21 protein-coding genes are annotated in these 24,020 nt (G+C 68.2%); all 21 read right to left on the reverse strand.

Annotation, left to right across the window (positions count from 1 at the left end; genetic code table 11):
• Positions 1-447, reverse strand: a 447-nt coding sequence (locus C1931_RS09340; protein ID WP_159095463.1) for a helix-turn-helix domain-containing protein, incomplete at its 3' end; no start/stop codon positions are given.
• Between the two features lie 259 nt (positions 448-706).
• On the reverse strand, positions 707-3,076 hold the full coding sequence (locus C1931_RS09345; RefSeq protein ID WP_108757715.1) for a methyl-accepting chemotaxis protein: 2,370 nt from the start codon (positions 3,074-3,076) through the stop codon (positions 707-709).
• Positions 3,077-3,173: 97 nt separating this feature from the next.
• Positions 3,174-3,479, reverse strand: coding sequence for a hypothetical protein (locus tag C1931_RS09350; protein WP_234412378.1), 306 nt, complete (start codon positions 3,477-3,479; stop codon positions 3,174-3,176).
• Between the two features lie 217 nt (positions 3,480-3,696).
• Positions 3,697-4,188, reverse strand: coding sequence for a chemotaxis protein CheW (locus C1931_RS09355; RefSeq protein ID WP_108749534.1), 492 nt, complete (start codon positions 4,186-4,188; stop codon positions 3,697-3,699).
• A 363-nt stretch (positions 4,189-4,551) separates the two neighbouring features.
• Positions 4,552-5,325 carry a flagellar brake protein gene (locus C1931_RS09360; protein WP_108753014.1) on the reverse strand — a complete coding sequence of 258 codons (774 nt, stop codon included), beginning with the start codon at positions 5,323-5,325 and terminating at the stop codon, positions 4,552-4,554.
• A 105-nt stretch (positions 5,326-5,430) separates the two neighbouring features.
• Complete coding sequence (locus C1931_RS09365) at positions 5,431-7,623, reverse strand: methyl-accepting chemotaxis protein (protein WP_108756111.1); 2,193 nt, start codon at positions 7,621-7,623, stop codon at positions 5,431-5,433.
• Positions 7,624-7,626: 3 nt separating this feature from the next.
• On the reverse strand, positions 7,627-8,100 hold the full coding sequence (locus C1931_RS09370) for a hypothetical protein (RefSeq protein ID WP_159093583.1): 474 nt from the start codon (positions 8,098-8,100) through the stop codon (positions 7,627-7,629).
• Between the two features lie 164 nt (positions 8,101-8,264).
• Positions 8,265-10,508: a methyl-accepting chemotaxis protein gene (locus C1931_RS09375; RefSeq protein WP_108756113.1), complete on the reverse strand. Its 2,244-nt coding sequence runs from the start codon at positions 10,506-10,508 to the stop codon at positions 8,265-8,267.
• A gap of 371 nt (positions 10,509-10,879) precedes the next feature.
• Positions 10,880-12,868, reverse strand: coding sequence for a chemotaxis protein CheA (locus C1931_RS09380; protein ID WP_108756114.1), 1,989 nt, complete (start codon positions 12,866-12,868; stop codon positions 10,880-10,882).
• Between the two features lie 53 nt (positions 12,869-12,921).
• Entirely contained in the window at positions 12,922-13,287 is a 366-nt protein-coding gene (locus C1931_RS09385) for a response regulator (protein WP_038688521.1), read from the reverse strand.
• The gene (locus C1931_RS09390; protein WP_108749540.1) at positions 13,284-13,592 is read right to left on the reverse strand and encodes an STAS domain-containing protein; all 309 of its coding nucleotides are present in this window, start codon (positions 13,590-13,592) and stop codon (positions 13,284-13,286) included. The genes C1931_RS09385 and C1931_RS09390 overlap by 4 nt, the downstream gene beginning before the upstream one ends.
• A 210-nt stretch (positions 13,593-13,802) precedes the next feature.
• Entirely contained in the window at positions 13,803-15,152 is a 1,350-nt protein-coding gene (locus C1931_RS09395; RefSeq protein ID WP_108756115.1) for a chemotaxis protein CheW, read from the reverse strand.
• A complete protein-coding gene (locus C1931_RS09400; RefSeq protein WP_108756116.1) occupies positions 15,149-15,931 on the reverse strand; it encodes a ParA family protein in 783 nt (260 codons plus the stop codon). The genes C1931_RS09395 and C1931_RS09400 overlap by 4 nt, the downstream gene beginning before the upstream one ends.
• Positions 15,932-15,935: 4 nt before the next feature.
• A complete protein-coding gene (motD, locus tag C1931_RS09405) occupies positions 15,936-16,961 on the reverse strand; it encodes a flagellar motor protein MotD (RefSeq protein ID WP_108756117.1) in 1,026 nt (341 codons plus the stop codon).
• Between the two features lies 1 nt (position 16,962).
• Positions 16,963-17,703 (reverse strand): flagellar motor protein, encoded by a 741-nt coding sequence (locus tag C1931_RS09410; RefSeq protein WP_108749544.1) that lies wholly within the window; start codon positions 17,701-17,703, stop codon positions 16,963-16,965.
• Positions 17,704-17,804: 101 nt separating this feature from the next.
• A complete protein-coding gene (locus tag C1931_RS09415; RefSeq protein WP_108756118.1) occupies positions 17,805-19,646 on the reverse strand; it encodes a chemotaxis protein CheA in 1,842 nt (613 codons plus the stop codon).
• 2 nt (positions 19,647-19,648) lie between these two features.
• The gene (locus C1931_RS09420) at positions 19,649-20,254 is read right to left on the reverse strand and encodes a protein phosphatase CheZ (RefSeq protein WP_108749546.1); all 606 of its coding nucleotides are present in this window, start codon (positions 20,252-20,254) and stop codon (positions 19,649-19,651) included.
• Entirely contained in the window at positions 20,254-20,646 is a 393-nt protein-coding gene (gene cheY, locus C1931_RS09425) for a chemotaxis response regulator CheY (protein ID WP_005413247.1), read from the reverse strand. The genes C1931_RS09420 and cheY overlap by 1 nt, the downstream gene beginning before the upstream one ends.
• 19 nt (positions 20,647-20,665) lie before the next feature.
• The gene (locus C1931_RS09430) at positions 20,666-21,409 is read right to left on the reverse strand and encodes an RNA polymerase sigma factor FliA (protein WP_108749547.1); all 744 of its coding nucleotides are present in this window, start codon (positions 21,407-21,409) and stop codon (positions 20,666-20,668) included.
• On the reverse strand, positions 21,406-22,293 hold the full coding sequence (locus C1931_RS09435; RefSeq protein ID WP_108749548.1) for a P-loop NTPase: 888 nt from the start codon (positions 22,291-22,293) through the stop codon (positions 21,406-21,408). Before C1931_RS09435 ends, C1931_RS09430 begins: the two co-directional genes overlap by 4 nt.
• A complete protein-coding gene (flhF, locus tag C1931_RS09440) occupies positions 22,280-23,932 on the reverse strand; it encodes a flagellar biosynthesis protein FlhF (RefSeq protein ID WP_108757716.1) in 1,653 nt (550 codons plus the stop codon). The genes C1931_RS09435 and flhF overlap by 14 nt, the downstream gene beginning before the upstream one ends.
• Positions 23,933-24,020: the final 88 nt, after the last annotated feature.

Below are 24,020 nucleotides of genomic sequence, written 5' to 3' on the forward strand. Positions count from 1 at the left end.
GTAAGCGGTCTCCGCACGCAGGTAGGCCACTTCCTTGAGGAGCTCATCGCGGCTCATGTCCTCGGCGGGCTTGGACGAGCGGGTCTTTTTCATCGGCTTTTGAGGCGGTAATGGTGGCAGTGCCAACGCTTGGGCACCCCCGTCAGCATACAACCGCCGCCACTCACCCACCGCGCCGGCGCTGCCGATCTGGAAGAAAGTGGTGGCCTCACGCGCGGACATGCCGTCCTGACTCATCTTCTCCAAGACGGCCAGCTTGAACTGGAGATCGTAGGACCGGGGTTTGCGCTCAAACCCCGGTCGCCCATGCAGCCGGTAGGTCGCTGCCCAGCGCCTCACCGTGGAGAACTCCAGGCCATGGCGGCGGGCAACGGCCTTGACCGATGTGGAGGTGTTACAGGCCTCTTCGGCGACCTGCAATTTGAAACAAACCTCATATCTATTCATGCAAACCTCGGGGTCGGATTAGGTGTCCAACTCCCGGGGGTCACTTCAAGGACGGGTTTACGGCGTCCCCTGCGCGGCCCACCCACCCGGCCACCCCACGGAACCCAGCAGAAGCGCGTCCACCCCGAGGGGCTTCGCCGTTGGCTGGATCTATCGATACCCCGGAAACGAAAACGCCCCGGCACGGGCCAGGGCGTCTTGGGAAGGCGGGGGTCAGAGCCCTTTTCCTTTGGAAAAGGGATCCGACCCCGGGCAGGGATCAGAACTCCTGCCAGTCGCCGTCGGCCAGTTCGGTGGCCATCGGGCGACCGCCGGTGCTGCGACGGGCCGGTGCGGCGGCTGCGACCGGCGCGGCCGGTGCTGCTGCACGCGGTGCCGGGGCGCGCGGGGCGGCCACGGCTTCGGCTTCGTCCAGCACGAAGATCGACACGGCTTCGCTCAGGTGGCCGGCCTGTTCTTCCATGGCACGGGCGGCAGCGGTGGCTTCTTCCACCAGCGCGGCATTCTGCTGGGTGGTTTCGTCCATCTGCACCACGGTCTGGTTGACCTGTTCGATGCCGGCGCTCTGCTCCTGCGAAGCGGCGGAAATCTCGGCCATGATGTCGGTCACGCGCTGCACCGAGGCGACGATCTCGCCCATGGTGGCGCCGGCCTTGTGCACCAGTGCCGAGCCGTCGTTGACCTTGCCGACCGAATCATCGATCAGGCCCTTGATCTCCTTCGCCGCTGCAGCCGAGCGCTGGGCGAGGGTGCGCACTTCGCTGGCGACCACGGCAAAACCACGGCCCTGTTCGCCGGCACGTGCTGCTTCCACTGCGGCGTTCAGCGCCAGGATGTTGGTCTGGAAGGCGATGCCATCGATCACGCTGATGATCTCGGCGATCTTCTTCGACGACGCTTCGATGGCCGACATGGTGGTGACCACCTGGCCGACCACTTCGCCGCCCTGCGAGGCCACGCCGTGTGCACCGATGGCCAGCTGGTTGGCCTGGCGGGCGTGTTCGGCGTTCTGGCGCACGGTGGAGGTCAGTTCCTCCATCGACGCGGCGGTTTCTTCCAGGTTGGCGGCCTGCTGTTCGGTGCGGCGCGACAGGTCGCTGTTGCCCGAGGCGATTTCGCCGGCGGCCGAGCTGATCGCACGGCTGGACTGCTTGATGCGGGTAACGATCTCGCTCAGCTGTGCGGCGGTGGCGTTGGCGTCGTCACGCATGCGGGCGAACACGCCCTGGTAGTCGCCGTGCATGCGCACGGTCAGGTCACCCTGCGACAGGGCGGCCAGCAGGCCGGAAATCTGCTCGATGCTGCCGGCGTTGGCGTCCAGCAGGCCGTTGATCTGCTGGGCCAGCTGCAGGAAGAAACCTTCCTTGCCGTCGGCGTCGATGCGGCCGGACAGGTCGCCGGCGGCGGCCTGGGCGATCACGCGCGCCACTTCGGCTTCCACCTGCGATTCCTGGGTGCGGTCGCGCCATTCCACCACGTAGCCGACGGTGTCGCCGTCTTCGTTGCGGATGGTCGACACCACCTGGGCGAACTGCGCATCGCCGTACTGCATCGGGCGACGGGCCACGCCGTGCTGCTTCAGGTTGGCCAGCAGGGTGTGGTCCATTTCGCCGCGGTGTTCCAGCACGGTCACCGGCTTGCCGATCAGCGAGGCCTGGGCATCGAAGTCGGGCAGGTCGCGGCGCAGCTCGTCCTGGTACTGCGACAGGGTCTGCTGCAGGGCGCGGTTGCTGTAGACGATGGTGTTGTTCGGGTCGGTCAGGTACACGCCGGTGGAGCTGTAATCCAGGGCGGTACGGATACGCAGGTTTTCGCGGGCCACGGCAGCGTCGGTCTCGATGCGCTCGCGCAGGTCGCGCTGCATGCGCTGCATGGCCTGCATCAGCTCGCCCACTTCGTCCTGGCGGCTGACATCGATATGGCCATCGAGCTTGCCGCCGGCCACGTCGTTGGCGACCGAGACGGCACCGCGCACGCTGCCCACCAGGGCGCGTGCGAACAGCCAGACCAGGACCAGACCCAGCGCGGCGCCACCCAGCAGGGCGATGACGGTCAGCACGGCCGAGGCCGAATAGGTGCTCGATGCCTCTTCGCGGGCGGCGCGGGCCAGGCGGTTGTCTTCGGCAATCAGCGCTTCCAGCGAGGCGGTGGCCTTGCGGTGCTTGGTGCGGGTTTCGCCGACGAAGGTATCGATGGCGTCGTCCGGCAGGTCCAGTTCGAGCATTTCAGACACGCTGTCGTAGGACGTCAGGGCGTCCTTCCAGTCGTTGGCGAACGTTTCGAACAGCTTCTTCTGCTGCGGGTTGTCGATCAGCCCGGGATAGGTCTTGATCGCCTTGTCCAGGTTGGTGCGCAGCTCGGCCACGCGCCCATGGGCTTCGGCCTTCACTTCGGCGCTGGCGCGCACCAGCTGCTGGTATTCGGAGTTGCGGATTTCGCCGATCATGCCGCGCATCTCGCCGGCCAGGCGGATGCTCTCCATGCGCGAGCCGGCCAGCTCGGTGGTGACATTGTTGAGCGAGTGCAGGCCGCGATAGGCGACGATGCCCTGCAGCAGCATCACCAGCAGGAGGACACCGAAGGTCAGCATGAGCTTCGGCATCAGTTTCAGATTGTTGATCCACGGCATGGGCGTTGCGATCTCCATAGGCAGACGCGCGCGGGCATCGGGCCCGCTTGCAGCAACCACGCCGACCGGCGGCCGGCGTGGCAGGACGGACAGCGGATTACTTGATGTTGGCCAGCTTCAGGCTGGACGGCGAGCTGACTTCGATTTCAGCGCGCGAGGCGTCGCGCTGGATCTTGCCGATCACGCACACGGTCTTGCCTTCCAGCGATTCCAGCGGGAAGTTGAACTTGCCGCGGTTCTCGCCGGCGATGCGTGCCGAGAAGGTGTGGCGCGGGAAGGCGCCGCCCATGTACAGGAAGGTCGGCTGGCCTTCGGAACCTTCGGCGAAGCGGGCCTTTTCCACCTTGCCGCAGACCATGCCGTCCTTGCCGACCTGACGCGGGGCCAGTTCCGGCGGAATCATGTCGGCCGACTGGGCGAAGGCAGAAGCAGCAGTGGTGGCCAGCAGGGCAGCCGAAACGAACACAAGCAGGGACTTCATCGAGGTGATTCTCCGGGGATGGTGTGGACAGTCGATCCGGGCTGATGCGCTCCTGCGCACCCGGCTTCTGTCCCCCTATCGGCAAGCTGACGGGGAACTGAAGGGGACCTTTGTCGAAGTGTGAAAAAAGTCCGCGTGCTCAGGCGGCGGCGTCTTCCAGCAGGGCCGCCTGGCCCATGTCGGCGCTGTCGAGCAGGGTTTCGATGTCCAGCAGGATGAGCATGCGGTCGTCCTGGGTGCCGATGCCGGAAATGAAGCGGGTGTCCACGGCGGCGCCGAATTCCGGGGTCGGGCGGATCTGCTCGGCGGCCAGCGGAATGACGTCGGAGACGCTGTCCACCACGATGCCGACCACGCGGTCTTCCACGTTCAGCACGATCATCACGGTGAAGGCGTCGTAGCGCGCGTTTTCCAGGCGCAGCTTCAGGCGCAGGTCGATGACCGGCACGATGGTGCCGCGCAGGTTGATCACGCCCTTGATGTAATCCGGCGCGTCGGGCACGCGGGTGACCGCGTCGTAGCCGCGGATTTCCTGCACCTTGAGGATGTCAACGCCGTAGTGCTCGGCGCCAAGGGTGAAGCTGAGGAATTCGCCACCGGCGCTGGCGGTGGAGCTGGTCTTGTCGTTCATCGAGGGTCCTGGTTCGGCCGGTAGTCCCGGTGTCAGCCTCGATATCGGCCCCGCGGCGGGGGACTTTAGGTGGGGTTGGGCGCATCCACGCGTGGCGTGGATCTACCGGTGGGTGGGGCATCCGCGCATGGCGTGGATCTACCGGTGGGTGGGGCATCCGCGCATGGCGTGGATCTACCGGTGGGTGGGGCATCCACGCGTGGCGTGGATCTACCGGTGGGTGGGGCATCCGCGCATGGCGTGGATCTACCGGTGGGTGGGACATCCACGCGTGGCGTGGGACGATCGGTAGCGCCGGGCCATGCCCGGCGGTGCATGGGTGATCCGCCGGGCATGGCCCGGCGCTACCGCAGCCCTGCGGCGCTACAGCTCGCCGTTCTGGCGCGCCTTGCGCTGGCGGTCGATGCGGAAGATGTAGCGCTGGATGGCGCTGTCGCCGCCGCGTGGCAGGTCGTCGAAGCGCATGCCGATCCGCTTCACTTCGATGCCGTTGGGCTGGCGCTGCGGCAGCATGTTGCAGACCACCAGGCTGATCGGCAGGTCCGGGCCGTCGGGCATGGACAGGGTGGCGGCGTAGCGCTTCTGCAGGGTGAACAGCGCGCAGTCGCTGGGCACGGTGATGGCCAGGCCGCCGCCGCTGATATCCACCACGCGCATGGACAGTGCGTCGGCACCGGCTTCACCGGCGGCCAGGCTCAGCTGCGGCGAGTCGGTGATGGGGGTTTCCAGGCGGTACAGCTCGCGGCGCTGCAGGTGTACCAGCTCCTCGGGCAGGTGTGCGCGGAAGGCGACGTGACCGTCGTTGTCCACGCGCTCCAATGCCTGCAGCCGGAACCGCACCAGCACCCGTTCCAGCTGGGCGAAGCACAGCAGATGGTCGGCCTGTTCGGCGGCACGGTTGGACGCCTCCTGCGGACTGCCGTCCAGCAGCAGGGTGTCTTCGTCCTCGTCGAGGTCGAGCAGGGCGGTAGGGAAGGAACGATCGCGCCCGTCGATATGGGCGTTGATCAGGGAACGCTGGTCGATCAGCGAGCGCAGCAACTGGCGCAGCTGGCGGGGGTTGCGGACCAGGAACCGCTCGTCGGCGGCGTCGGCCGCGTGGGTGTCACTCAATGCAATGTCGTGGCCGTCGGACATGGAATCTTGGGTCTGGGGCGGGCGCCAGCGCGTGTTGGCGCGCGGCTTACTGGGGGTATCGGCCGCGCGCCGGAAATATGTAGCCCGTCCAACCCGCTGCCGTGGTCAGCCGGGCAGGCGGGACACCGGCCGTGGCCCGCGTTCGACGCTGCGCAGGTGGCGGCTGTTGTCCAGATGGAAGCGTGCCACCGCCTGCGCCAGCACCGTGGCCTGTTCGCCCATGCCCTGGGTGGCGTGCGCCGAGGCCTCCACCAACGTGGCGTTCTGGCGGGTGTTGGCATCCATCTGCGCAATGCTCTGGTTGACCTGTTCGATGCCGGCGCTCTGTTCCTGCGAGGCGGCCGAAATCTCGCCCATGATGTCAGTCACCCGCTGCACCGAGGCGACGATCTCGCCCATGGTGTCGCCGGCGCGCCGTACCAGGGTGGAGCCTTCGTCGACCTTGCCGACCGAATCGTCGATCAGGCCCTTGATCTCCTTGGCGGCCGCGGCCGAGCGCTGGGCCAGGGTGCGTACCTCGCTGGCCACCACGGCAAAGCCACGGCCCTGTTCGCCGGCACGCGCCGCTTCCACGGCAGCGTTCAGGGCCAGGATGTTGGTCTGGAAGGCGATGCCATCGATGACCGAGATGATGTCACCGATCTTTCGTGATGCGGCCTGGATCGCGCTCATGGTGCTGATCACCTGGCCCACCACGTCGCCACCCTGGTGGGCGACGGCGGCGGCGCCGCTGGCCAGCTGGTTGGCCTGGCGTGCGTGCTCGGCATTCTGGCGCACGGTGGCAGTCAGCTCCTCCATCGTGGCCGCGGTCTCTTCCAGGCTGGCCGCCTGCTGTTCGGTGCGGTCGGCCAGGTGGTCGTTGCCGCGGGCGAGGTCGGCGGCCGCGCCGGTCAGGCTGCCCGAGGCGGTCTGGATGCTGCCGACGATGGCGGTGAGCTGGGCGATGGTGGTGTTGGCATCATCGCGGATGCGGGCATACACGCCGTGGAAATCGCCCTGCATGTGCGCGGTCAGGTCGCCGCGTGACAGCGCCGCCAGCAGCTGCGAGATCTGCTCGATGCTGTAGGCGTTGGCGTCCAGCAGGCTGTTCAGGCGCTGCGCCAGCTGCAGGTAGAAGCCTTCCTTGCCCGCCGTGCCCACGCGCTGGCTGAAGTCGCCCTGGGCGGCCGCTTCAACGATACGCCCCAGCTCTTCTTCCACCTGCAGTTCGCTGGTGCGGTCGGCCCATTCCACCACGAAGCCCTGGCGCTGGCCGTCGTCGCCGATGATCGGATTGATGATCAGGCGCATGCTGCGGCCGCCGACGCGGATCTGTGCGCGCCAGGTGCCGGTGAGCTCGTCCAGCAGCCGGGCCTGATGGGCGGGATTGCGATGGAAGATGTCGATGCTGCGGCCGATCAGGTCGGCGGCGCTGAACTGCGGCAGGTCGCGGCGCAGGTCCGCTTCGGCCGCGGCCAGCATGTGCTGCAGCGGGCGGTTCACGAACACGATGTTGCGCTCGCGGTCGGCGATCATCACGTGGGTAGTGACATCGTCCAGCGCGGTACGGATGCGCAGCGATTCGCGCGTGGTCTGCTGCTCGCTTTCGCGACGTTGCAGCAGGCGGTCACCGGTCTGCACCAGTGCAGCTGCCAGCGAGTCCGGCGGGAACCGGGCGTTCTGCAGGTGATCGGGCACCGGCTGGTCTTCGGCCAGGCCGCGCGCCAGCTGTGCCAGCTGCTGCGGATCGTGGCCCAGCAGCAGCAACTGACGGCGCATCTGCACGGCCATCAGGCTGAGCAGGCCGGCTTCAACCACCACGTACAGGGCGTGCAGGGCGAGGGTGCCCAGCCCGCTGCCGGCGGCAAACACCGGGTAGGGCAGGCCTTGCACCTGCAGTGCGTAGAACAGCACGTGATGGACGGCAATGGCGCCGGCGGCGACCACGATCGGCAACCAGTCGCGGTAGTACAGCAGCAGTGCGATCAGCACGATCACCGTGAAGTGCGTTTCCAGTTGCCCGTGGGTCTGGTGGATGAGCGTGGCCGACAGCACCATCCAGGCCAGGGCCACGGTGCAGCGGCTGAGCCGGGTGCCCGGCAGCCAGTAGACCTGCAGCGTGGTGACCAGCAGTGCCGGCAGCGCGACCCCCAGCCACGGCGCCCAGGCGCCACTGCGTACCGCCAGCACCAGCGAGGCCAGCACCAGGCCGGCGGTGACGACCAGGAACAGGCGGTCGGCGGTGGTGGACAGCGCGCGCAGGAACGGCAGCGATCCGGCGCGGACGGGCGTTGCATGAGGGGCAGGGGATGCGTGCATGCACTACTCCTTGAGGCATGGGCATGGGGTGGCGAGGATCACGGCTGCCTGCGGCTGTGCCAGCAGATGGTTCACCAGGCGCGCGGCCGCAGGGCCGGTGCCGCCGCAGCCAGGGTCGAGCCGGGCGGGGCCGGCATAGACCAGTTGCTGCTGGTGCAGGACCAGCCAATCGAACGGCAGGGCCAAGGCGCTGGTCTGCAGTGCGCTGCCGGTGGGCAGTACATCGTGTCCATCACAGGGGCAGTGGTCGGGCAGGCGCAGCAGCAAGGGCTGCTGGGCGCTGGCGGTCAGCACGTCCTGCGGCAGCTGCGCCAGCAGATCGGTGGCATTCCAGCCGCCCGGTTCAGGTGCTGCCGCGCGCGATTGCGTCCACAGCAAGGGCAGGGTCCAGCCCAGCCACAGTGAAAGCAGCAGCACCCCGGCCAGCGGGCGCCAGTCTCGAACCGGTTTCGCAGGGGCGGTGGGGCGGGCGGACATGGGCGTGCACGCGTTGGGCCGTAGTTCGTTAGCGGCCGGTGCGGCGTGAAGCTGAAGGGCGATCGCATCACGGCGCCGGGACGGGCCCGGCGCCTTTTCCACGGGGAAGCCGAGCATGGCTCGGCTCTACAACACCGGCGCCGGGCAAACCCCGGCGCCTGCGCTTAGAACTCCTGCCAGTCACCGTCGCCGGCCAGGGCCGGCTGCGGTGCCGCCTTGCGCGCACGCGGCGCGGCCACGGCCGGTGCGCTGACCGCCTTGCGCGGCGCAGGCACCGGCGGCGCCGCGACACGGACCGGTGCACTGGACAGACCCGGGGTGGCAAGGCGGAATCGCGCCACCGCTTCACCCAGCTGCGCGGCCTGGTCTTCCATGGCACGTGCGGCAGCGGTGGCTTCTTCCACCAGCGCGGCGTTCTGCTGGGTGGTTTCGTCCATCTGCACCACGGTCTGGTTGACCTGTTCGATGCCCGCGCTCTGTTCCTGCGACGCGGCGGAGATTTCGGCCATGATGTCGGTCACGCGCTGCACCGAGGCCACGATCTCGCCCATGGTCGCACCGGCCTGGTGCACCAGCGCCGAACCTTCGTTGACCTTGCCGACCGAATCATCGATCAGGCCCTTGATCTCCTTGGCCGCTGCAGCCGAGCGCTGCGCCAGGGTACGCACTTCGCTGGCGACCACGGCGAAACCACGGCCCTGTTCGCCGGCACGGGCGGCTTCGACAGCGGCGTTCAGCGCCAGGATGTTGGTCTGGAAGGCGATGCCATCGATCACGCTGATGATCTCGGCGATCTTCTTCGACGAGGCTTCGATGGCCGACATGGTGGTGACCACCTGGCCGACCACTTCGCCGCCCTGCGAGGCCACGCCGTGCGCGCCGATGGCCAGCTGGTTGGCCTGGCGGGCGTGTTCGGCGTTCTGGCGCACGGTGGAGGTCAGCTCTTCCATCGACGCGGCGGTTTCTTCCAGGTTGGCGGCCTGCTGTTCGGTACGGCGCGACAGGTCGCTGTTGCCCGAGGCGATTTCGCCGGCGGCCAGGGTGATGCTGGAGGTGCTGGCCTGGATCTGGCCGACGATCTGGGTCAACTGGGCGACCGTGGTGTTGGCATCATCGCGCATGCGGGCGAACACGCCGTTGAACTGGCCGTCCATGCGCGCGGTCAGGTCGCCTTCGGCGATGGCCTGCAATAGCGTGGACAGCTGGCCCAGGTTGCCGTCGGCCACCTGCATCATGGTGTTCAGGTTGTCGATCATGGCGCGGAAGTCGTGCGCGAAACGATCGGCATCGCCGCGCTGGCTGAAATCGCCGGCGGCGGCAGCGCTGGCCAGCTGCTGGATCTGCGTGTTGATGGCCAGCAGGCTGGACTTGGCCGCATCCATGGCTTCGTGCAGGAAGGCGCGGGTGCCCGGCAGGCGGCGCGCATCTTCGGTCAGGTTGCCGGCGGCGTACTGGTTCAGCACGTCGATGGCATCGCGGATGGCATCCAGGTGTTCGAAGATGACGGTGTTGATGCCGCCGGCCAGCTGGCCGTACACGCCGGGGAAATCTTCCGGAATGCGGTGGCTGATATCCGGGCCGGCATGCATCTGTGCCATCAGCTGGGTCTGTTCCGAGAAGCGCCGCAGCATGGCGGTCATCTCGCTGGTGGCGGCCAGCATGCGCCCGGCCTCGTCGTTGCTGGTGGCCTGGGTGGTTACGCTCAGGTCACCGCGCGAAACGGCCTGGATGGCCTGCACGGCCTTGCCCAGCGGACCGGTGACGGCGCGCGAGATCACCACGGCCAAGGCTGCGGCGACCAGCGACAGCAGCACGATGCAGCTGATGATGGCGATCAGGCTGTTGCGGTGGGTGGCGTTGGCATCGTCGATCTTGCCCTGCATCTGCGAGCTGAGATAGGAGCTGAGCGCCTTCATGTCTTCGAAGGCCTTGCGGCGCAGCGGGCGCGACTGCTCGTCGGATACCTGCTGGGCCAGGGCGGCGTCACCGGCGGTGGCGGCGTCACGCAGCTTGGTGTTGGCGGCGAAGTAGGCATCCACGTCGGCCTGCACCGGCTGGTACAGCGCGCGTTCCTTCTCGCCCGACGGCAGGGCGGCATAGGCGGCCAACTGATCGCGAACGATCTTGGCGGTGTCGGCCATGCGCGTGTTGTACTCGGCTACCTTTTCCGGCTTGTCGAGCATGCTCAGCTGGGCCAGCTCGTAGGTGCGGAATTCGCCCAGCTGCGAGCGCACTTCGCCCAGGTACTGCACGGACGGAATATCGTTGGTGGCCATCGCGCGCAGCTGCGCGTTGGCCTCGGACAGGCGCACCAGGGCGAACACGCCCAGGATGACGGTCATCAGGGTGGTCAGGGTGAACCCCACCGCCAGCTTGCGGGCGATGGGCAGATCGTGGAACCACTTCATGCAGGGTGCTCCGGATGGGCAGGTGCCGGCGCGGGTGCGGCGGCGTAGGGGGTGGTTGCAGGAGGGAACGGTCGTGCCGGTGGGGGTTCGGTGAAAGCCGTCAAAGCGAGATAGCGGCGCTGCGCGCGGGGACTTTATGGACGGATGTCACATTCGCTGGCGTAGGGATGGGCGCCTGCAGGCCTTGTGGGGCGGGGGCCTTGGGGTATCTGGATGGTTGCTGGGGAAACTGCTGGGGTGACCGGTGTCACGGTTCAGGGGTCAGAGCCCTTTTCTGCGAAAAGGGATCTGACCCCGGGATCTGGCCCCGCAAACAGAACCGCCGCCCAGGTGGGCGGCGGTTGGGTGGTGCACGGCGATGTAGGCGGCGGTCAGGCGGCCTGCGGCATGCGCAGCGAGCGCACCAGGCCACCGATGTCCACGATCAGGGCCACGCGGCCATCGCCGAGGATGGTGGCGCCCGATACGCCGCCGATGCGGCGGTAGTTGTTCTCGATGTTCTTGACCACCACCTGCTGCTGGCCGACCAGTTCGTCCACTTCCAGCGCGATCTTCTGGCCATCGCCTTCCACCACCACCACCAGCGATTCGCTGTTGGCGCGGCGGTTGCCGTAGCCGTAGTACTCGGTGAGCGACAGGATGGGCAGATATTCGCCGCGCACGCGCAGCACGCGGCCTTCGCCGGCCATGCTGCGGATGTCCTCGGGCTGCGGCTGCAGCGCTTCCAGCACGTAGGCCAGCGGCAGGATCAGTGTTTCGCCGGCCACCGCCACGGTCATGCCGTCCAGGATCGCCAGGGTCAGCGGCAGGCGGATCAGCGTGCGGGTGCCGCTGCCCAGGCTGCTTTCGATCTGCACTTCGCCACCCAGCGCCTGGATGTTGCGGCGGACCACGTCCATGCCCACGCCGCGGCCGGACAGGTCGGTCACTGCATCGGCAGTGGAGAAGCCGGGCTGGAAGATCAGGTCCCAGACCTGCGAATCGGTGGGGTTGTCCGGCACGCTCAGGCCGCGCTCGTGGGCCTTGGCCAGGATCTTGTCGCGGTTCAGGCCGCGGCCGTCGTCGCTGACTTCGATTACGATGTGGCCACCCTGGTGCGAAGCGGCCAGGGTGATGGTGCCGGTCTCGTCCTTGCCGGCGCCGCGACGCACGTCGGGCATTTCCAGGCCGTGGTCGATGGAGTTGCGCACCAGGTGGACCAGCGGGTCGGCGATCTTTTCGATCAGGCCCTTGTCCAGTTCGGTGCCTTCGCCAATGGTGCGCAGGCGCACCTGCTTGCCCAGGCGGCTGGACAGATCGCGCACCAGGCGCGGGAAGCGGCGGAACACCGCGTCCACCGGCAGCATGCGCACGCCGATCACCGCTTCCTGCAGGTCGCGGGTATTGCGTTCAAGCTGGTCCAGGCCGGCGAAAAGACGTTCGGCATGCACCGGATCAATCGCATGCGATACCTGCTTGAGCATGGCCTGGGTGATGACCAGTTCGCCCACCAGGTTGATGAGGGCATCGACCTTGTCCACGCTCACGCGGATCGAGGTCTCTGCTTCGGCAGCGGCCGGAGTGGCTGCAGCGGCAGCTGCAGGTGCGGCTGCAGGTGCAGCGGCCGCCGTGGCGGCGGGTGCCGGCGGTGCCTTGGTGGCCAGGCTGGGCGGTGCGGCCGGACGGATATCCAGTTCGCAGTCGTCCAGTACCCAGGCGAAAGTGTCTTCGATCTTGCTGCGCGGCACCTTGCCGACCAGGCCCAGGTCCCAGGCCAGGTGGGCTTCCAGCGGGTCCAGCTGGGCAAAGCCCGGCAGGCGGTCCATGCGTGCTGCCACCTGCAGCGAGCCCAGGTGTTCCAGCTCGCGGATGATGCGCAGCGGATCGTTGCCGCTCATGAACAGCGACGGCGCCGGGGTGAAGCCGATCTGCCAGGCCTCGGGGGTGTCATCGACCGGGGCGGCCGCTGCTACCGGGGTGCTGGCCGCAGCCTGCCCGGACAGCACCGCTTCCAGGCGGGCCTTCACTGCGGCCACCGACGCCGGGTCGGCGGCCTGGCCATGTTCGGCTTCACGCAGCAGTGCGCGCAGCACGTCCACCGAGGACAGCATGGCGTCCACTGCGGTGGCTTCCAGGGCCCGCTTGCCGGCACGCAGCTCGTCGAGCAGCGTTTCCAGCACGTGGGTCAGGCCGGCAATGGTGTCAAAGCCGAAGGTGCCGGCGCCGCCCTTGATGGAATGGGCGGCGCGGAACACCGAATTGATGATTTCCGGATCCTGCTGCCCCGATTCCAGGGCAAGCAGCCCGGCCTCCATGGCGTCGAGGCCTTCGCGGCTCTCCTCGAAGAAGGTGGCGTGGAAGCGTTGCAGGTCCATGCTCATGGCAGCGGTAATCCGGAAACGTGGGGAAGGGGCGGTTCAGCAGTGCCGGGCAATCAGCCCAGCACCTTCTGTACGGTGGCGACCAGCTGTTCGGGGTTGAACGGCTTGACCAGCCAGCCGGTGGCGCCGGCGGCCTTGCCTTCGGACTTCTTGTCCGCAGCCGATTCGGTGGTCAGCATCAGCATCGGGGTGAACTTGTAGTCCGGCAGCTGGCGCAGTTCACGGATCAGGCTGATGCCATCCATGTTCGGCATGTTGACGTCGGTGACCACCGCGTTGAAGCGCTGGCCCTTGGCGCGGCCCAGGGCCACGGCGCCGTCTTCGGCTTCTTCGACGGAAAAACCGGCCGAGGTGAGGGCGAAGGAAACCATCTGGCGCATCGACGCCGAATCGTCCACCACCAAGATACGTGCGCTCATGCAGCGTTCTCCACAGATTTCAGGTTGTCATGGGGTACGTCCAGGCCCAGGGCCTGGGTGACGCCCAACAGGCGTGCGGCGTCACGGAAGGTTGCGGTGCAACCGTGGAAGCCGGTGTCCAGCCCGGCCTCGCGGCGGGCCTGCACGAAGGCGCACAGCACCTGCACGCTGGCGGTGTGGATGCGGCCGACCTGGCTTGCGTCCAGGGTCAGCTCGCCTGCTTCCGCCACCAGGGGCGAAAGGCGGTTCTTGAGCTCGGTGCTGCTCTCGATGCCGAGATCATCACCCAGTTCGACAGTGCTCATGATTGCTCCGGACAAACGGTTCCGAGATCCATAACGGCACACCGGCGGGGTTCTTTAGGATTGTTTCGGGGGGTATCCACGCGTGGCGTGGATCTACCGGGGGCTCGATGTCTGGGTATCCACGCATGGCGTGGATCTACCTGGGCGATCATGGTGTTGATCGCCCCGGGCAACGCCGGCGTGTAGATCCACGCCATGCGTGGATGGGCTTCACCCCAACAGACGCGTCGCATCCAGCAGGATCATCGGCCGTTGGCCAATGCGGGCTACGCCGCGGAACAGGTCGTTGGAAATCTGGCAGATGCGCGCGGTGTCCGGCGGTTCAATCTGCGAATCGGTGAGGTTGGCCACGTCTTCCACGGCCGACACGCGCAGGCCCAGGATCTCGCCGTTTTCTTCCAGCACCACGATGCGCGTCTGCGCGTCGTCCTCGGCGGTGGTAGTGCCCAGGTGCAGGCCCAGGTCCATCACCGGCACCACCTGGCCGCGCAGGTTCATGATGCCCAGCATGGCGGCGGCGGTGCCGCGCAGGGGCAGCAGGGGCACGGGAAGCACCACTTCCTGCACCTTCAGCAGCTCCAGCGCGTAGGCCTGCACGCCGCAGCGCAGGCGCAGCCAGCGCGAGGTGCGCTCGCCGGCGCGGCGGGCCTGCGGGTGCGGGCTGCTGGCCGGCTGCTGGGCCTGCGATTGCAGTTCCTGCCAGCTGGACGGGCGGGCGCCTGCCGGGGCGTTCACTGCCACGCGCGGCGGCGGCGCCACAGCGGCGCGGGCGACCGGGGTTGCGACGGCGGCGGCCGGAAGCGCCGGTGCCACCGTGGCGGGGGCAGGCACGGCTACCGTTTCACCTTCTGCGGCGGCTTCGAAGGCGGCCTGCAGGGCGGGGCTGTCGATGTGGGCCAGGGCGTGGCTGTCGGCGCTGTCGGTTTCGTAGATCACTTCGTCCGGCAGGTCGTCCCAGGTGGGTTCGGCGCCGGCCGGGGCAGCGGCGGGTGCAGGCGCCGCTGCGCTCGCCGGGCGTGGCTCGGCGCTACCGTCGGTGTCTTCGGTTTCGTAAATGACTTCGGCCGGCAGGTCGTCCCAGGTCGGTTCGCGTTCTGGAGCGGCGAGGGCCACGGCGTCGAAGGCGGCCTCCAGCGCTGCGCTGTCGCTCTGCGCGGCGGCTGGAACGTCTTCGGTTTCGTAGATCACTTCGGCCGGCAGGTCGTCCCAGGTCGGTTCAGGGCCGGTCGTTGCGGCGGCGGGTGCAGGCGCCGCTGCGCTCGCCGGGCATGGCCCGGCGCTACCGTCGGTGTTTTCGGTTTCGTAGATCACTTCGGCCGGCAGGTCGTCCCAGGTGGGCTCGCGTTCGGGAGCGGCGACGGCGGGTTCGGGCACCGCTGCGCTCGCCGGGCCTGGCCCGGCGCTACCGTCGGTGTCTTTGGTTTCGTAGATCACTTCGGCCGGCAGATCGTCCCAGGTGGGCTCGCGTTCGGCGGCCACGGCGACGGCAACCGGCGGCGCCACGATGGCTTCCCCCAGCAGTTCGTCAAGATAGTCGTCCAGCACGCCGGTGGTGCTCATGCCGCCTGCTCCAGTGCGCGCTCGTCTTCGCCCAGGATCCAGTTCAGGGCGCGACGGTACGCGGCCAGGCCGCGGCCCGGGTAGTCCTCGCCCACGCTGGGCAGGGTCAGGCCGGTGGCGTTGCTGATGCGGGTGTCCAGCGGGATGGCGTCTTCCCACACGCGGCCGATGTGGCGGTCCTGCATGCTGCGCAGCGATTCGTTGCCCGCGCGGGTGCGGCGGTCGAACAGGGTCGGCAGGATCGAGATCGGCAGCGGGCGGCGGCGCGAGCGCTCGACCATTTCACCGGTGCGCACCATGCCGTCCAGGCCGTGCAGCGCCAGCGGTTCGGCCTGGGTGGGAATGATCAGGCGATCGGCCGCGGCCAGTGCGTTGATCATCAGCAGGCCCAGGGTGGGCGCGCAGTCCAGCAGGATGTAATCGTGCTGGCCCTGGTGGCGGGCCAGGGCGTTCTGCAGGGCCAGGCCCAGGCCGGGCTGGTTGGCGCTGCGGCGTTCCAGCGTGGCCAGCGAGGCCTGCGCGCAGACGTAGTCCAGGCCGTTGATCGGGCTGGGGTGGCTGAGCGTTGCCAGATCGGCCGGCGGTGCGCCGAACAGTTCCAGTACCCCGGCAGGCGCCGGCTCGACCGGCACGCCGAAGGCGCGGGTGAGCGAGGCGTGCGGATCCAGATCGATCAGCAGGACCCGGTGGCCGAGTGCGGCCAGGCCGCGACCGAGGGCGAGGGTGGTGGTGGTCTTGCCGACACCGCCCTTCTGGTTGGCGACTGCCCAGATGCGCATCGGATTACTCCTTCATTGCAGGGGGAACGGCGGCGCCGACATGGCTGCCTGCCGACACCGGCGGCAACTGCACCGGTGCAAGGGGGGAAGGGGAAGGGGTGCGTGCCGTCGCCGCAGCGGCGGTGCTGGCCGCAGGTGCAGCGGCATCGGTCTGGCCAGTGGCGGCGTTCAGGCGCTCACCCAGCGGGTCCACCGCGTGGCTGGTGTCAGCCAGGATGATGACCATCACCCGGCGGTTGCGGTTGCGGCCCTGGGCGCTGTCGTTGGCATCGCGCGGGCGGAACTGGCCGTAGCCGACCATGGCCAGGCGCGAGGGCTGCACGCCCTGGTCGGCGAACAGGTGGACCACGCTGGCGGCGCGACCGGCCGACAGTTCCCAATTGGACGGGAAGGTTGCGGTGGCAATCGGAATATTGTCGGTGTGGCCTTCCACGCGCACGCTGTTGGGCACATCGCGCAGCACCTCGGCCAGGCTGGCCAGGGTCTGCCGCGCATGCACGTCCAGTGCCGCCGAACCGGTGGGGAACAGGATGTCACTGTTGATCTCCACCTCGATCCACAGTTCGGTGCGGCGCACGCTGATCATGCCGCGGTCGATCAGCGGCGACAGTGCGGCGGTCAGGCGGTCGGCGATGCTGTTGAGCTGGCGCTCGGCACGGGCGATCTGTTCCTGGTTGTGCACCGACACCGGCATGCGCATCTGCGAGGCCATCGAAGGCAGCAGGGTGGGGTCGTGCGAAGGCGCCGGCGCGGACGGGCCGATCTTGGTGCCGGACTTGATGACCGAGGGGCTGTCCCAGCCGCCGCCCTGCACCTGCTTGTTGCCCACCTGCACCGGGTTGATGGTGCGCGGAGCGCCGCCGAAGGCATCGGTCAGCGCATCGGCCATGATGCGGTACTTGCCCTCGTTCACCGAGGAAATGGCGTACATCACGACGAAGAACGCCAGCAGCAACGTCATCAGATCGGCATAGGGGATCGCCCATGCTTCATGGTTGGCGTGCTCTTCGTGGTGCTTGCGGCGGGCCATGTCAGTGCAGGAAGCCGGAAAGGTTGGTTTCGATGTTGCGCGGGTTCTCGCCCTGGGCAATCGAGATCAGGCCTTCGATGACCATTTCGCGGTCGCGCGAGTTGTGGGCGATCACGCCCTTCAGCTTGGCCGCGATCGGCAGGAACAGCAGGTTGGCCGAGGCGATGCCGTAGATGGTGGCGGTGAACGCGGCGGCGATGCCGTGGCCCAGCTTGCTGGGGTCGGCCAGGTTCTTCATGACCGCGATCAGCCCAAGCACGGCACCGATGATGCCCAGCGTGGGCGCATAGATGCCCATGGCTTCGAACACCTTGGCGCCGGCCTGGTCCTGGTGCTCCTGGCTGCCCAGTTCGATTTCCAGCATGTGCCGGATCGATTCGGGCTCCACGCCGTCCACCAGCAGCTGCAGGCCCTTGCGCAGGAACGGATCGCGCTGTGCTTCCACCTGCGATTCCAGGCCCAGCAGGCCCTGGCGGCGGGCGATGTTGCTCCATTCCACGATCTGCTGGATCAGTTCGCGACGGTCGCTGTGCGGCGGGCGCACGACCCAGCGCACGATCTTGAAGGCGTGCTTGAACACGGCCGGGGCGGTGTGCAGCAGGATGGCCGCCACGGTACCGACGATCACGATCACGAAGGCGGCCGGCGACCACAGCGAGGCCAGGCCGGCGCCCTTCAGGATGCTGCCGCCGACCAGTGAGGCCAGGGCAAGGAAAAGTCCAATGAGGCTGAGTCTATCCATGGGTCCGGTATCGGCGTGTGTGAATGGGACTTGAGACACCGGTGGCGCGTGTACAGACGGTAGTCACAGTTTTCGGGGTGCCGGGCAGGGCCCGGCCGGGTTCATCTCAGCCCGTCCACGTCCAGGATCAGGGCCATGCGGCCATCGCCGATCAGCGTTGCCCCGGCGTAGCCGCGCAGGCCGCGCAGCGCCTTCGGCAGCGGCTTGATGACCACTTCTTCGCGGCCGCGCACCTGGTCCACCACCAGCCCGAAACGGGCCTCGCCGGCCTGCAGCACCACGATGGTCAGTAGGCTGGAGGCGGCCGGGGTGACATCCAGCCACTGCCGCAGGTCGATCAGTGGCAGGGTGTGCGAGCGGCGGTCGAGCACGGCGCGGCCATCGAACCAGCCCAGCGAGGTGCGCGGTGCATGCAGCACTTCCATCACGCGGGCCAGGGGCAGGGCGTAGACATCCTCGCCGGCCTGCACCAGCAGGGTCGGCAGGATGGCCAGGGTGAGCGGCACGCGGATCAGGAAGCGGCTGCCACGACCCAGTTCGGACTGGATCTGGATCTGCCCGCTCAGTTCGCGGATGCGCGACTGCACCACGTCCATGCCCACGCCGCGGCCGGAAATATCGGTGACCTGCTGCTTGGTGGAGAACCCGGGCAGGAACACCAGGTGCAGGCATTCCTCGCTGCTCAGGCGGGCGGCGGCTTCCGGGTCGATCAGGCCCTTCTCGCGCGCCTTGGCGCGCAGCTTTTCCGGGTCGATGCCGGCGCCGTCGTCCTGCACTTCAATGCTGACGTAGTCGCCTTCCTGCTGTGCCGACAGGCGCACATGGCCCATGCGCGGCTTGCCCTGTGCTTCGCGCAGGTCCGGCATTTCCACGCCATGGTCGATGGCGTTGCGCACCAGGTGCACCAGCGGATCGGCCAGCGCTTCCACCAGGTTGCGGTCCAGCTCGGTTTCGGCGCCGATCAGTTCCAGATCGACTTCCTTCTTCAGCGAACGGGCCACATCGCGGGCCACCTTCGGGAAGCGCGAGAACACCTTGCCGACCGGCTGCATGCGGGTGCGCATGACCGCCGACTGCAGGCGCGCGGTGGCGATATCCAGGGTGGACACGGCACGGTCCAGCTCTTCATCGCGCAGGCGGGTGCGCAGCGTCTTCAGGCGGTTTCGTGACAGCACCAGTTCGCCGATCAGGTTGACGATGGCGTCCAGGCGCTTGGTGTCCACGCGCACGGTGTGTTCGGCCTCGGCCAGCGGCTTGGCCGCGGCGGGCTTGGCCGACGCAGCGGCAGGGGTCGCCGTCGGGCGCGGCGCCGGCGTGGGGGCCGGCGCTGCAGCCACCGGCTTGCTGCCGGGTGCGGCGCCGCCATGCAGCTGGTCCAGCAACGCTTCGAATTCGTCTTCGCTGATCAGGCCATCGTCGGCCTTCTTCGCCGGGGCCACGGCCGTGGGCGCGCCGCCGCCGTGCAACTGGTCCAGCAGCGCTTCGAACTCATCGTCGGTGATCAGGTCGCTGCCGCCGGCAGCCGGTGCCGCGGCCGCGCTGGCACTGGTCGCGGGTGCGGCGCCGCCATGCACGTCGAACTGGGCGATCAGTTCCGGCGGTGCGTAACCCGGCTCGGTGCCGGATGAAACGGCGTCGAGCATGGACTGCAGGTAATCCAGCGACTGCTGCGCCGCGTCGAAGTGGTGCGATTGCAGCACGGCCTGGCCGGCACGGGCCGAACCCAGTGCTTCTTCGGCGGCGTGGCACAGCTCGACCATGGCGGTGATGCCGAGGAAGCCGGCGCCGCCCTTCAGCGTGTGGTAGCCGCGGAACACGGCATTGAGCTGTTCGCTGTCCTGCGGTGCCTGTTCCAGCGACACCAGCTGTTCGCCCAGGCGATCGAGGATCTCCTGTGCTTCGATGATGAAATCGGCAGTGATGTCGTCGGCAACCGCGCTCATGCTTACAGCCCCAGGTCCGACAACAGGTCGTCGGCGTCGTTCTGCGAGACCGCGTGGCGGTCCAGTCCCTTCAGTGCCGGCCCGGCCAGTTCCGGGTCGGTGCGATGCTGTTCCGGCGGCAGGCCGAGCGCGCCGAAGCCTTCGTGCACGCGGCGGACGATGCCGACCACGCGACGGATGATCTGCCCGGTCAGGTCCTGGTAGCTCTGGGTCAGGGCGATCTCGGTCAGGTTGTGGCGGATGCGCTCCAGCTGCACGTCCTGGCCCGGCTGCAGGCCATCGGCGCGCAGCTGTTCGGTCAGGGCGCGGCATTCTTCGGCCAGGTCCAGGGTACGGTGGGTGGCCTGTTCGGTCATGGCCACCACGTGGTCCAGGCGCGCGCAGGCGTCGTCCAGCTCGCCGGCTTCGTCGGGCACGGTCGGCAGCTCGCCCAGGGCCTGGCCCAGTTCGCGGGCCAGCCGCGAAAGGCCGCTCATCATCGGCTGGGTGCGCGCGGCCACCAGACTGTCGATGCGCTGGCGCCAGGCGCTCTCGTCGCCCGCTTCCAGTGCATCCAGTGCTTCCTGCAGGCGCAGGGCCAGGGCGCTCTTGTCGACCGTGGTATCCATCAGGCGCTGGCCGCCAGGCGTTCGAAGATCTTGCCCAGCTTCTCTTCCAGCGTCTGCGCGGTGAACGGCTTGATGATGTAGCCGTTCACCCCGTTCTGTGCCGCTTCGATGATCTGCTCGCGCTTGGCTTCGGCGGTGACCATCAGTACCGGCAGGGTCTTCAGCTTGGCGTCGGCGCGGATGGCCTTGAGCAGTTCGATGCCGGTCATGACCGGCATGTTCCAGTCGGTCACCACGAAATCGAAGGGCTGGCTCTGCAGCAGTGACAACGCAGCATGCCCGTCCTCGGCTTCGGCGGTATTGGTGAAGCCCAGATCGCCCAGCAGGTTCTTGACGATGCGACGCATGGTCGAAAAGTCGTCAACGATCAGGATGCGCATGTTCTTGTTCAAAGCAGAGTTCCTTTGTTGTTCAATTCTCGAGGCCGGCGTCGGCCGCCTCGAAGACTTTCAGTCGGCCACGCAGGCGCAGCACTGCCTGGCCATGGATCTGGCAGACCCGCGATTCGCTCACGCCGAGCACCGCGCCGATCTCTTTCAGGTTCAGTTCCTGCTCGTAGTAGAGCGAGAGCACCAGCTGTTCGCGTTCGGGCAGGTGGCCGATGGCCTTGCCCAGCTCGCGCCCGAATTCGCCGCGCTCCAGCACCTGCTGCGGGGTGGGCCCGCCCTGGGCGATGGTGTCCAGCTCGCCCTGGTCTTCGATGCGCGATTCCAGGCTCAGCACCTGCCCGCGCGAGGCGTCTTCCATCAGGCGCAGGTAATCGGGCAGTGGCATTTCCATGGCCGCCGCCACTTCGGTGGCGCTGGCGGCGCGGCCACTGCTCTGTTCCAGGCGGCGGATGGTGGCGGCGGCATCGCGTGCGCGGCGGTGTACCGAACGCGGCACCCAGTCGCCACGGCGGATCTCGTCGATCATCGAGCCGCGGATGCGGATCGAGGCATAGGTTTCAAACGAAGCGCCCTGGTCGGCGTCGTAGCTGCGCGAGGCCTCGATCAGGCCCATCATGCCGGCCTGGATCAGGTCGTCCACTTCCACGCTGGCCGGCAGGCGCGCGGCCAGGTGGTGGGCGATGCGCCGCACCAGGTCCGAGTGCTGCACGATCACGTCGGTGGCCGAGGCGCGCTGCACCTCTTTGTACTGGGCTGCGCCTTTCATGCGGTCACCCCGCGCTGCTTCAGGATGCGTTCCAGGAAGAATTCGACGCCGCCGCGCGGCTCGGTCGGGGCCTGCCAGCGCGCGGTGCGGCGGGCGATCTCGGTGATCGCCAGCGCGGCCGGGCTGGACGGGTAGGCCTTCACCACCGGCTGCTGGCGCTGCACCGACAGGCGCAGCCAGTCATCCTGCGGCACGCAGCCCAGGTAGTTCAGCGAGACATCGGCCAGGAACTTCTCGCAGACGCGGGTCAGCTTTTCATACAGCACGCGGCCTTCGTTGGGGTCGCGCACCATGTTGGCCACCACCTGGATGCGGTCCACGCCACGTTCGCGCGACAGCACCTTGATCAGCGCGTAGGCGTCGGTGATCGAGGCCGGCTCATCGCAGACCACCACCACGGTGTCCTGCGCGGCCTGGCAGAAGGTCAGCACGCCGTCGTTGATGCCGGCGGCGGTGTCCACCACCATGATGTCGAGCTCGCGTTCCAGTTCGGAGAACACGTTGACCAGGCCCACGTGCTCTGCCGGGGCCAGTTCGGCCATGTGCCGGCGGCCCGACGCGGCCGGCACCACCAGCACGCCGTTGGGGCCTTCGATGATCACATCGTCCAGCGAGCAGCGGCCGGCCACCAGGTCGGCCAGGGTGAAGGTCGGGTTCAGGCCCAGGATCACGTCGATGTTGGCCAGGCCCAGGTCGGCGTCCAGCAACAGGGTGCGCTTGCCCATGCCCGCCAGCGCCACGGCCAGGTTGGCCGACACGTTGGTCTTGCCCACGCCGCCCTTGCCGCCGGTCACCGCAATGGTGCGCACAGGGCCCAGCGGCTCGCTGCGGGTGGCCGTCAGCGGGAAGGTGGTGGTCAGCTTGGCGTACTCACGCGACGGCATGGTTCAACTCCGGGTTGCAGGGCATATCGGCCGCTCGGCGCAAATCTTCAAGGCGAAGTACAAGATTGGCTGCAGATGCTCGGTGCAGGTCGTCCGGCACGTCCTGGCCATCGGTCACCCAGGTGATCGGCAGCTGGTGGTCCACGGCCACCGACAGGGCGTTGCCGAAGCGGCCGGTCTCGTCCAGCTTGCTCAGCACCAGGCCCTGCAGGTTGGCCGCGCCGAAGCGGCGGACCACCTCGTCCATGTCGCCGAAGCTGGTGTTGGCCGGCAGCACCAGCAGGGTGCGCACCTGGCGGGCGGCGCGCAGCCACTGCAGCTGGGCGGCCAGTGCGCGGTCGCGCGGGCCCAGGCCGGCGGTGTCGATCAGCACCAGCTTGTAGTCCTTCAGGCGTTCCAGCAGCTGGTCCAGGTCGGTACCGCTGTTGGCTTCGTGCACCGCGATGCCGAGCTGGCGGCCGTAGCCGTACAGCTGCTCACGGGCACCCACGCGCAGGGTGTCGGTGGTGACCAGGGCCACATCGCGGGCAGCGTGGCTTTCGGCGAAGCGCGAGGCCAGCTTGGCGATGGTGGTGGTCTTGCCGGCGCCGGTGGGGCCGACCAGGGCGATCACACCGCCTTCTTCCAGCGGATCGACCGGGGCGATCGGCAGCTTGCGCGAGATCAGCCCCAGCATCAGGCCGCGGCCGCGGTGGGCCTCGGTTTCCGCCGGAATCTGCATGGCCACATCGCGGGCCAGGCCGGCATCGAAGCCGTACTCGTCCATCAGGTCCAGCGCCGCACCGCGCACTGCGTTGCCACGCAGGCGTTCGTCGGTGAAGCGGTTCATCTCGCGCTCGATCACCTGGCGCATGCCAGCCACTTCCTGGCGCAGCTGGCGGATCTCGGCGTCATCCTGGGCCACCACGGTCACCACCGGCGCCGGCATCAGCTGCGGGGCGGGCTCGGGCTGCGGCGTGGCTTCGGCTAGTACCGGGATCGGCTGCTCGGCGGTCACCGCCGGCTCGGCGGCGATCACGGCGGCCGTCGGCGCCTCGGCCGTCATCGGCAGCGGCGGCGGCAGGGCGGCAGCATCCTGCGCTTCGTTGTGCGGCGGATCGATCAGGAAGCGGGCGCGGTTGATCGGGGCCGGTGCAGCGGCCTCAGCGGCCGGTGCCGGCGGGGCGACGATGGCCTGGGCGAACGGGGCGAAGATCTGTTCCGGCAGTGCCGGTTCGTTGACGCTGGCGCGGGCCAGGGTGTCGGCGAAGCCGGTGCTGCCGCGGGTCGGCACGATCTCGTCGGCGCTGTCCAGGGTGCGGCCGGTGGCACCGACGGCGGCGCGGGCCAGGGCGGCCACGGCCGAGGTGGTGGCCGCGATCGGTTCCGGCGCCGGGGTGGCGCTGCGGCGGCGGGTGACCGCGGCGATGACGGCATCGGCGGCGGTGCGCGGCTTCGGTGCCGGCGGCGGCGCGACATCGCGGCGCGAGGCATCCAGTGCGCGCTGCACCACGCCTTCGTCGTAATGGGCGGCGGCCACGATTTCGATGCCTTCTTCGATCCGGCGGTTGGACAGGATCACGGCATCGGGCCCGTGTTCCTTGCGCACCAGGTTCATGGCCGAGCGCATGTCGGCGGCGACGAAGCGTTTGATTTTCATGCTGTGATCACGGGTCGAAGACGGCGGATTGGCGGTCGGAGAACGCGGGTGGTCGGTGGTCTGCACGGTTCGGGTTCCCCTTGGAATC

It is taken from the genome of Stenotrophomonas sp. YAU14A_MKIMI4_1, assembly GCF_003086855.1.
Classification (GTDB): Bacteria; Pseudomonadota; Gammaproteobacteria; order Xanthomonadales; family Xanthomonadaceae; genus Stenotrophomonas.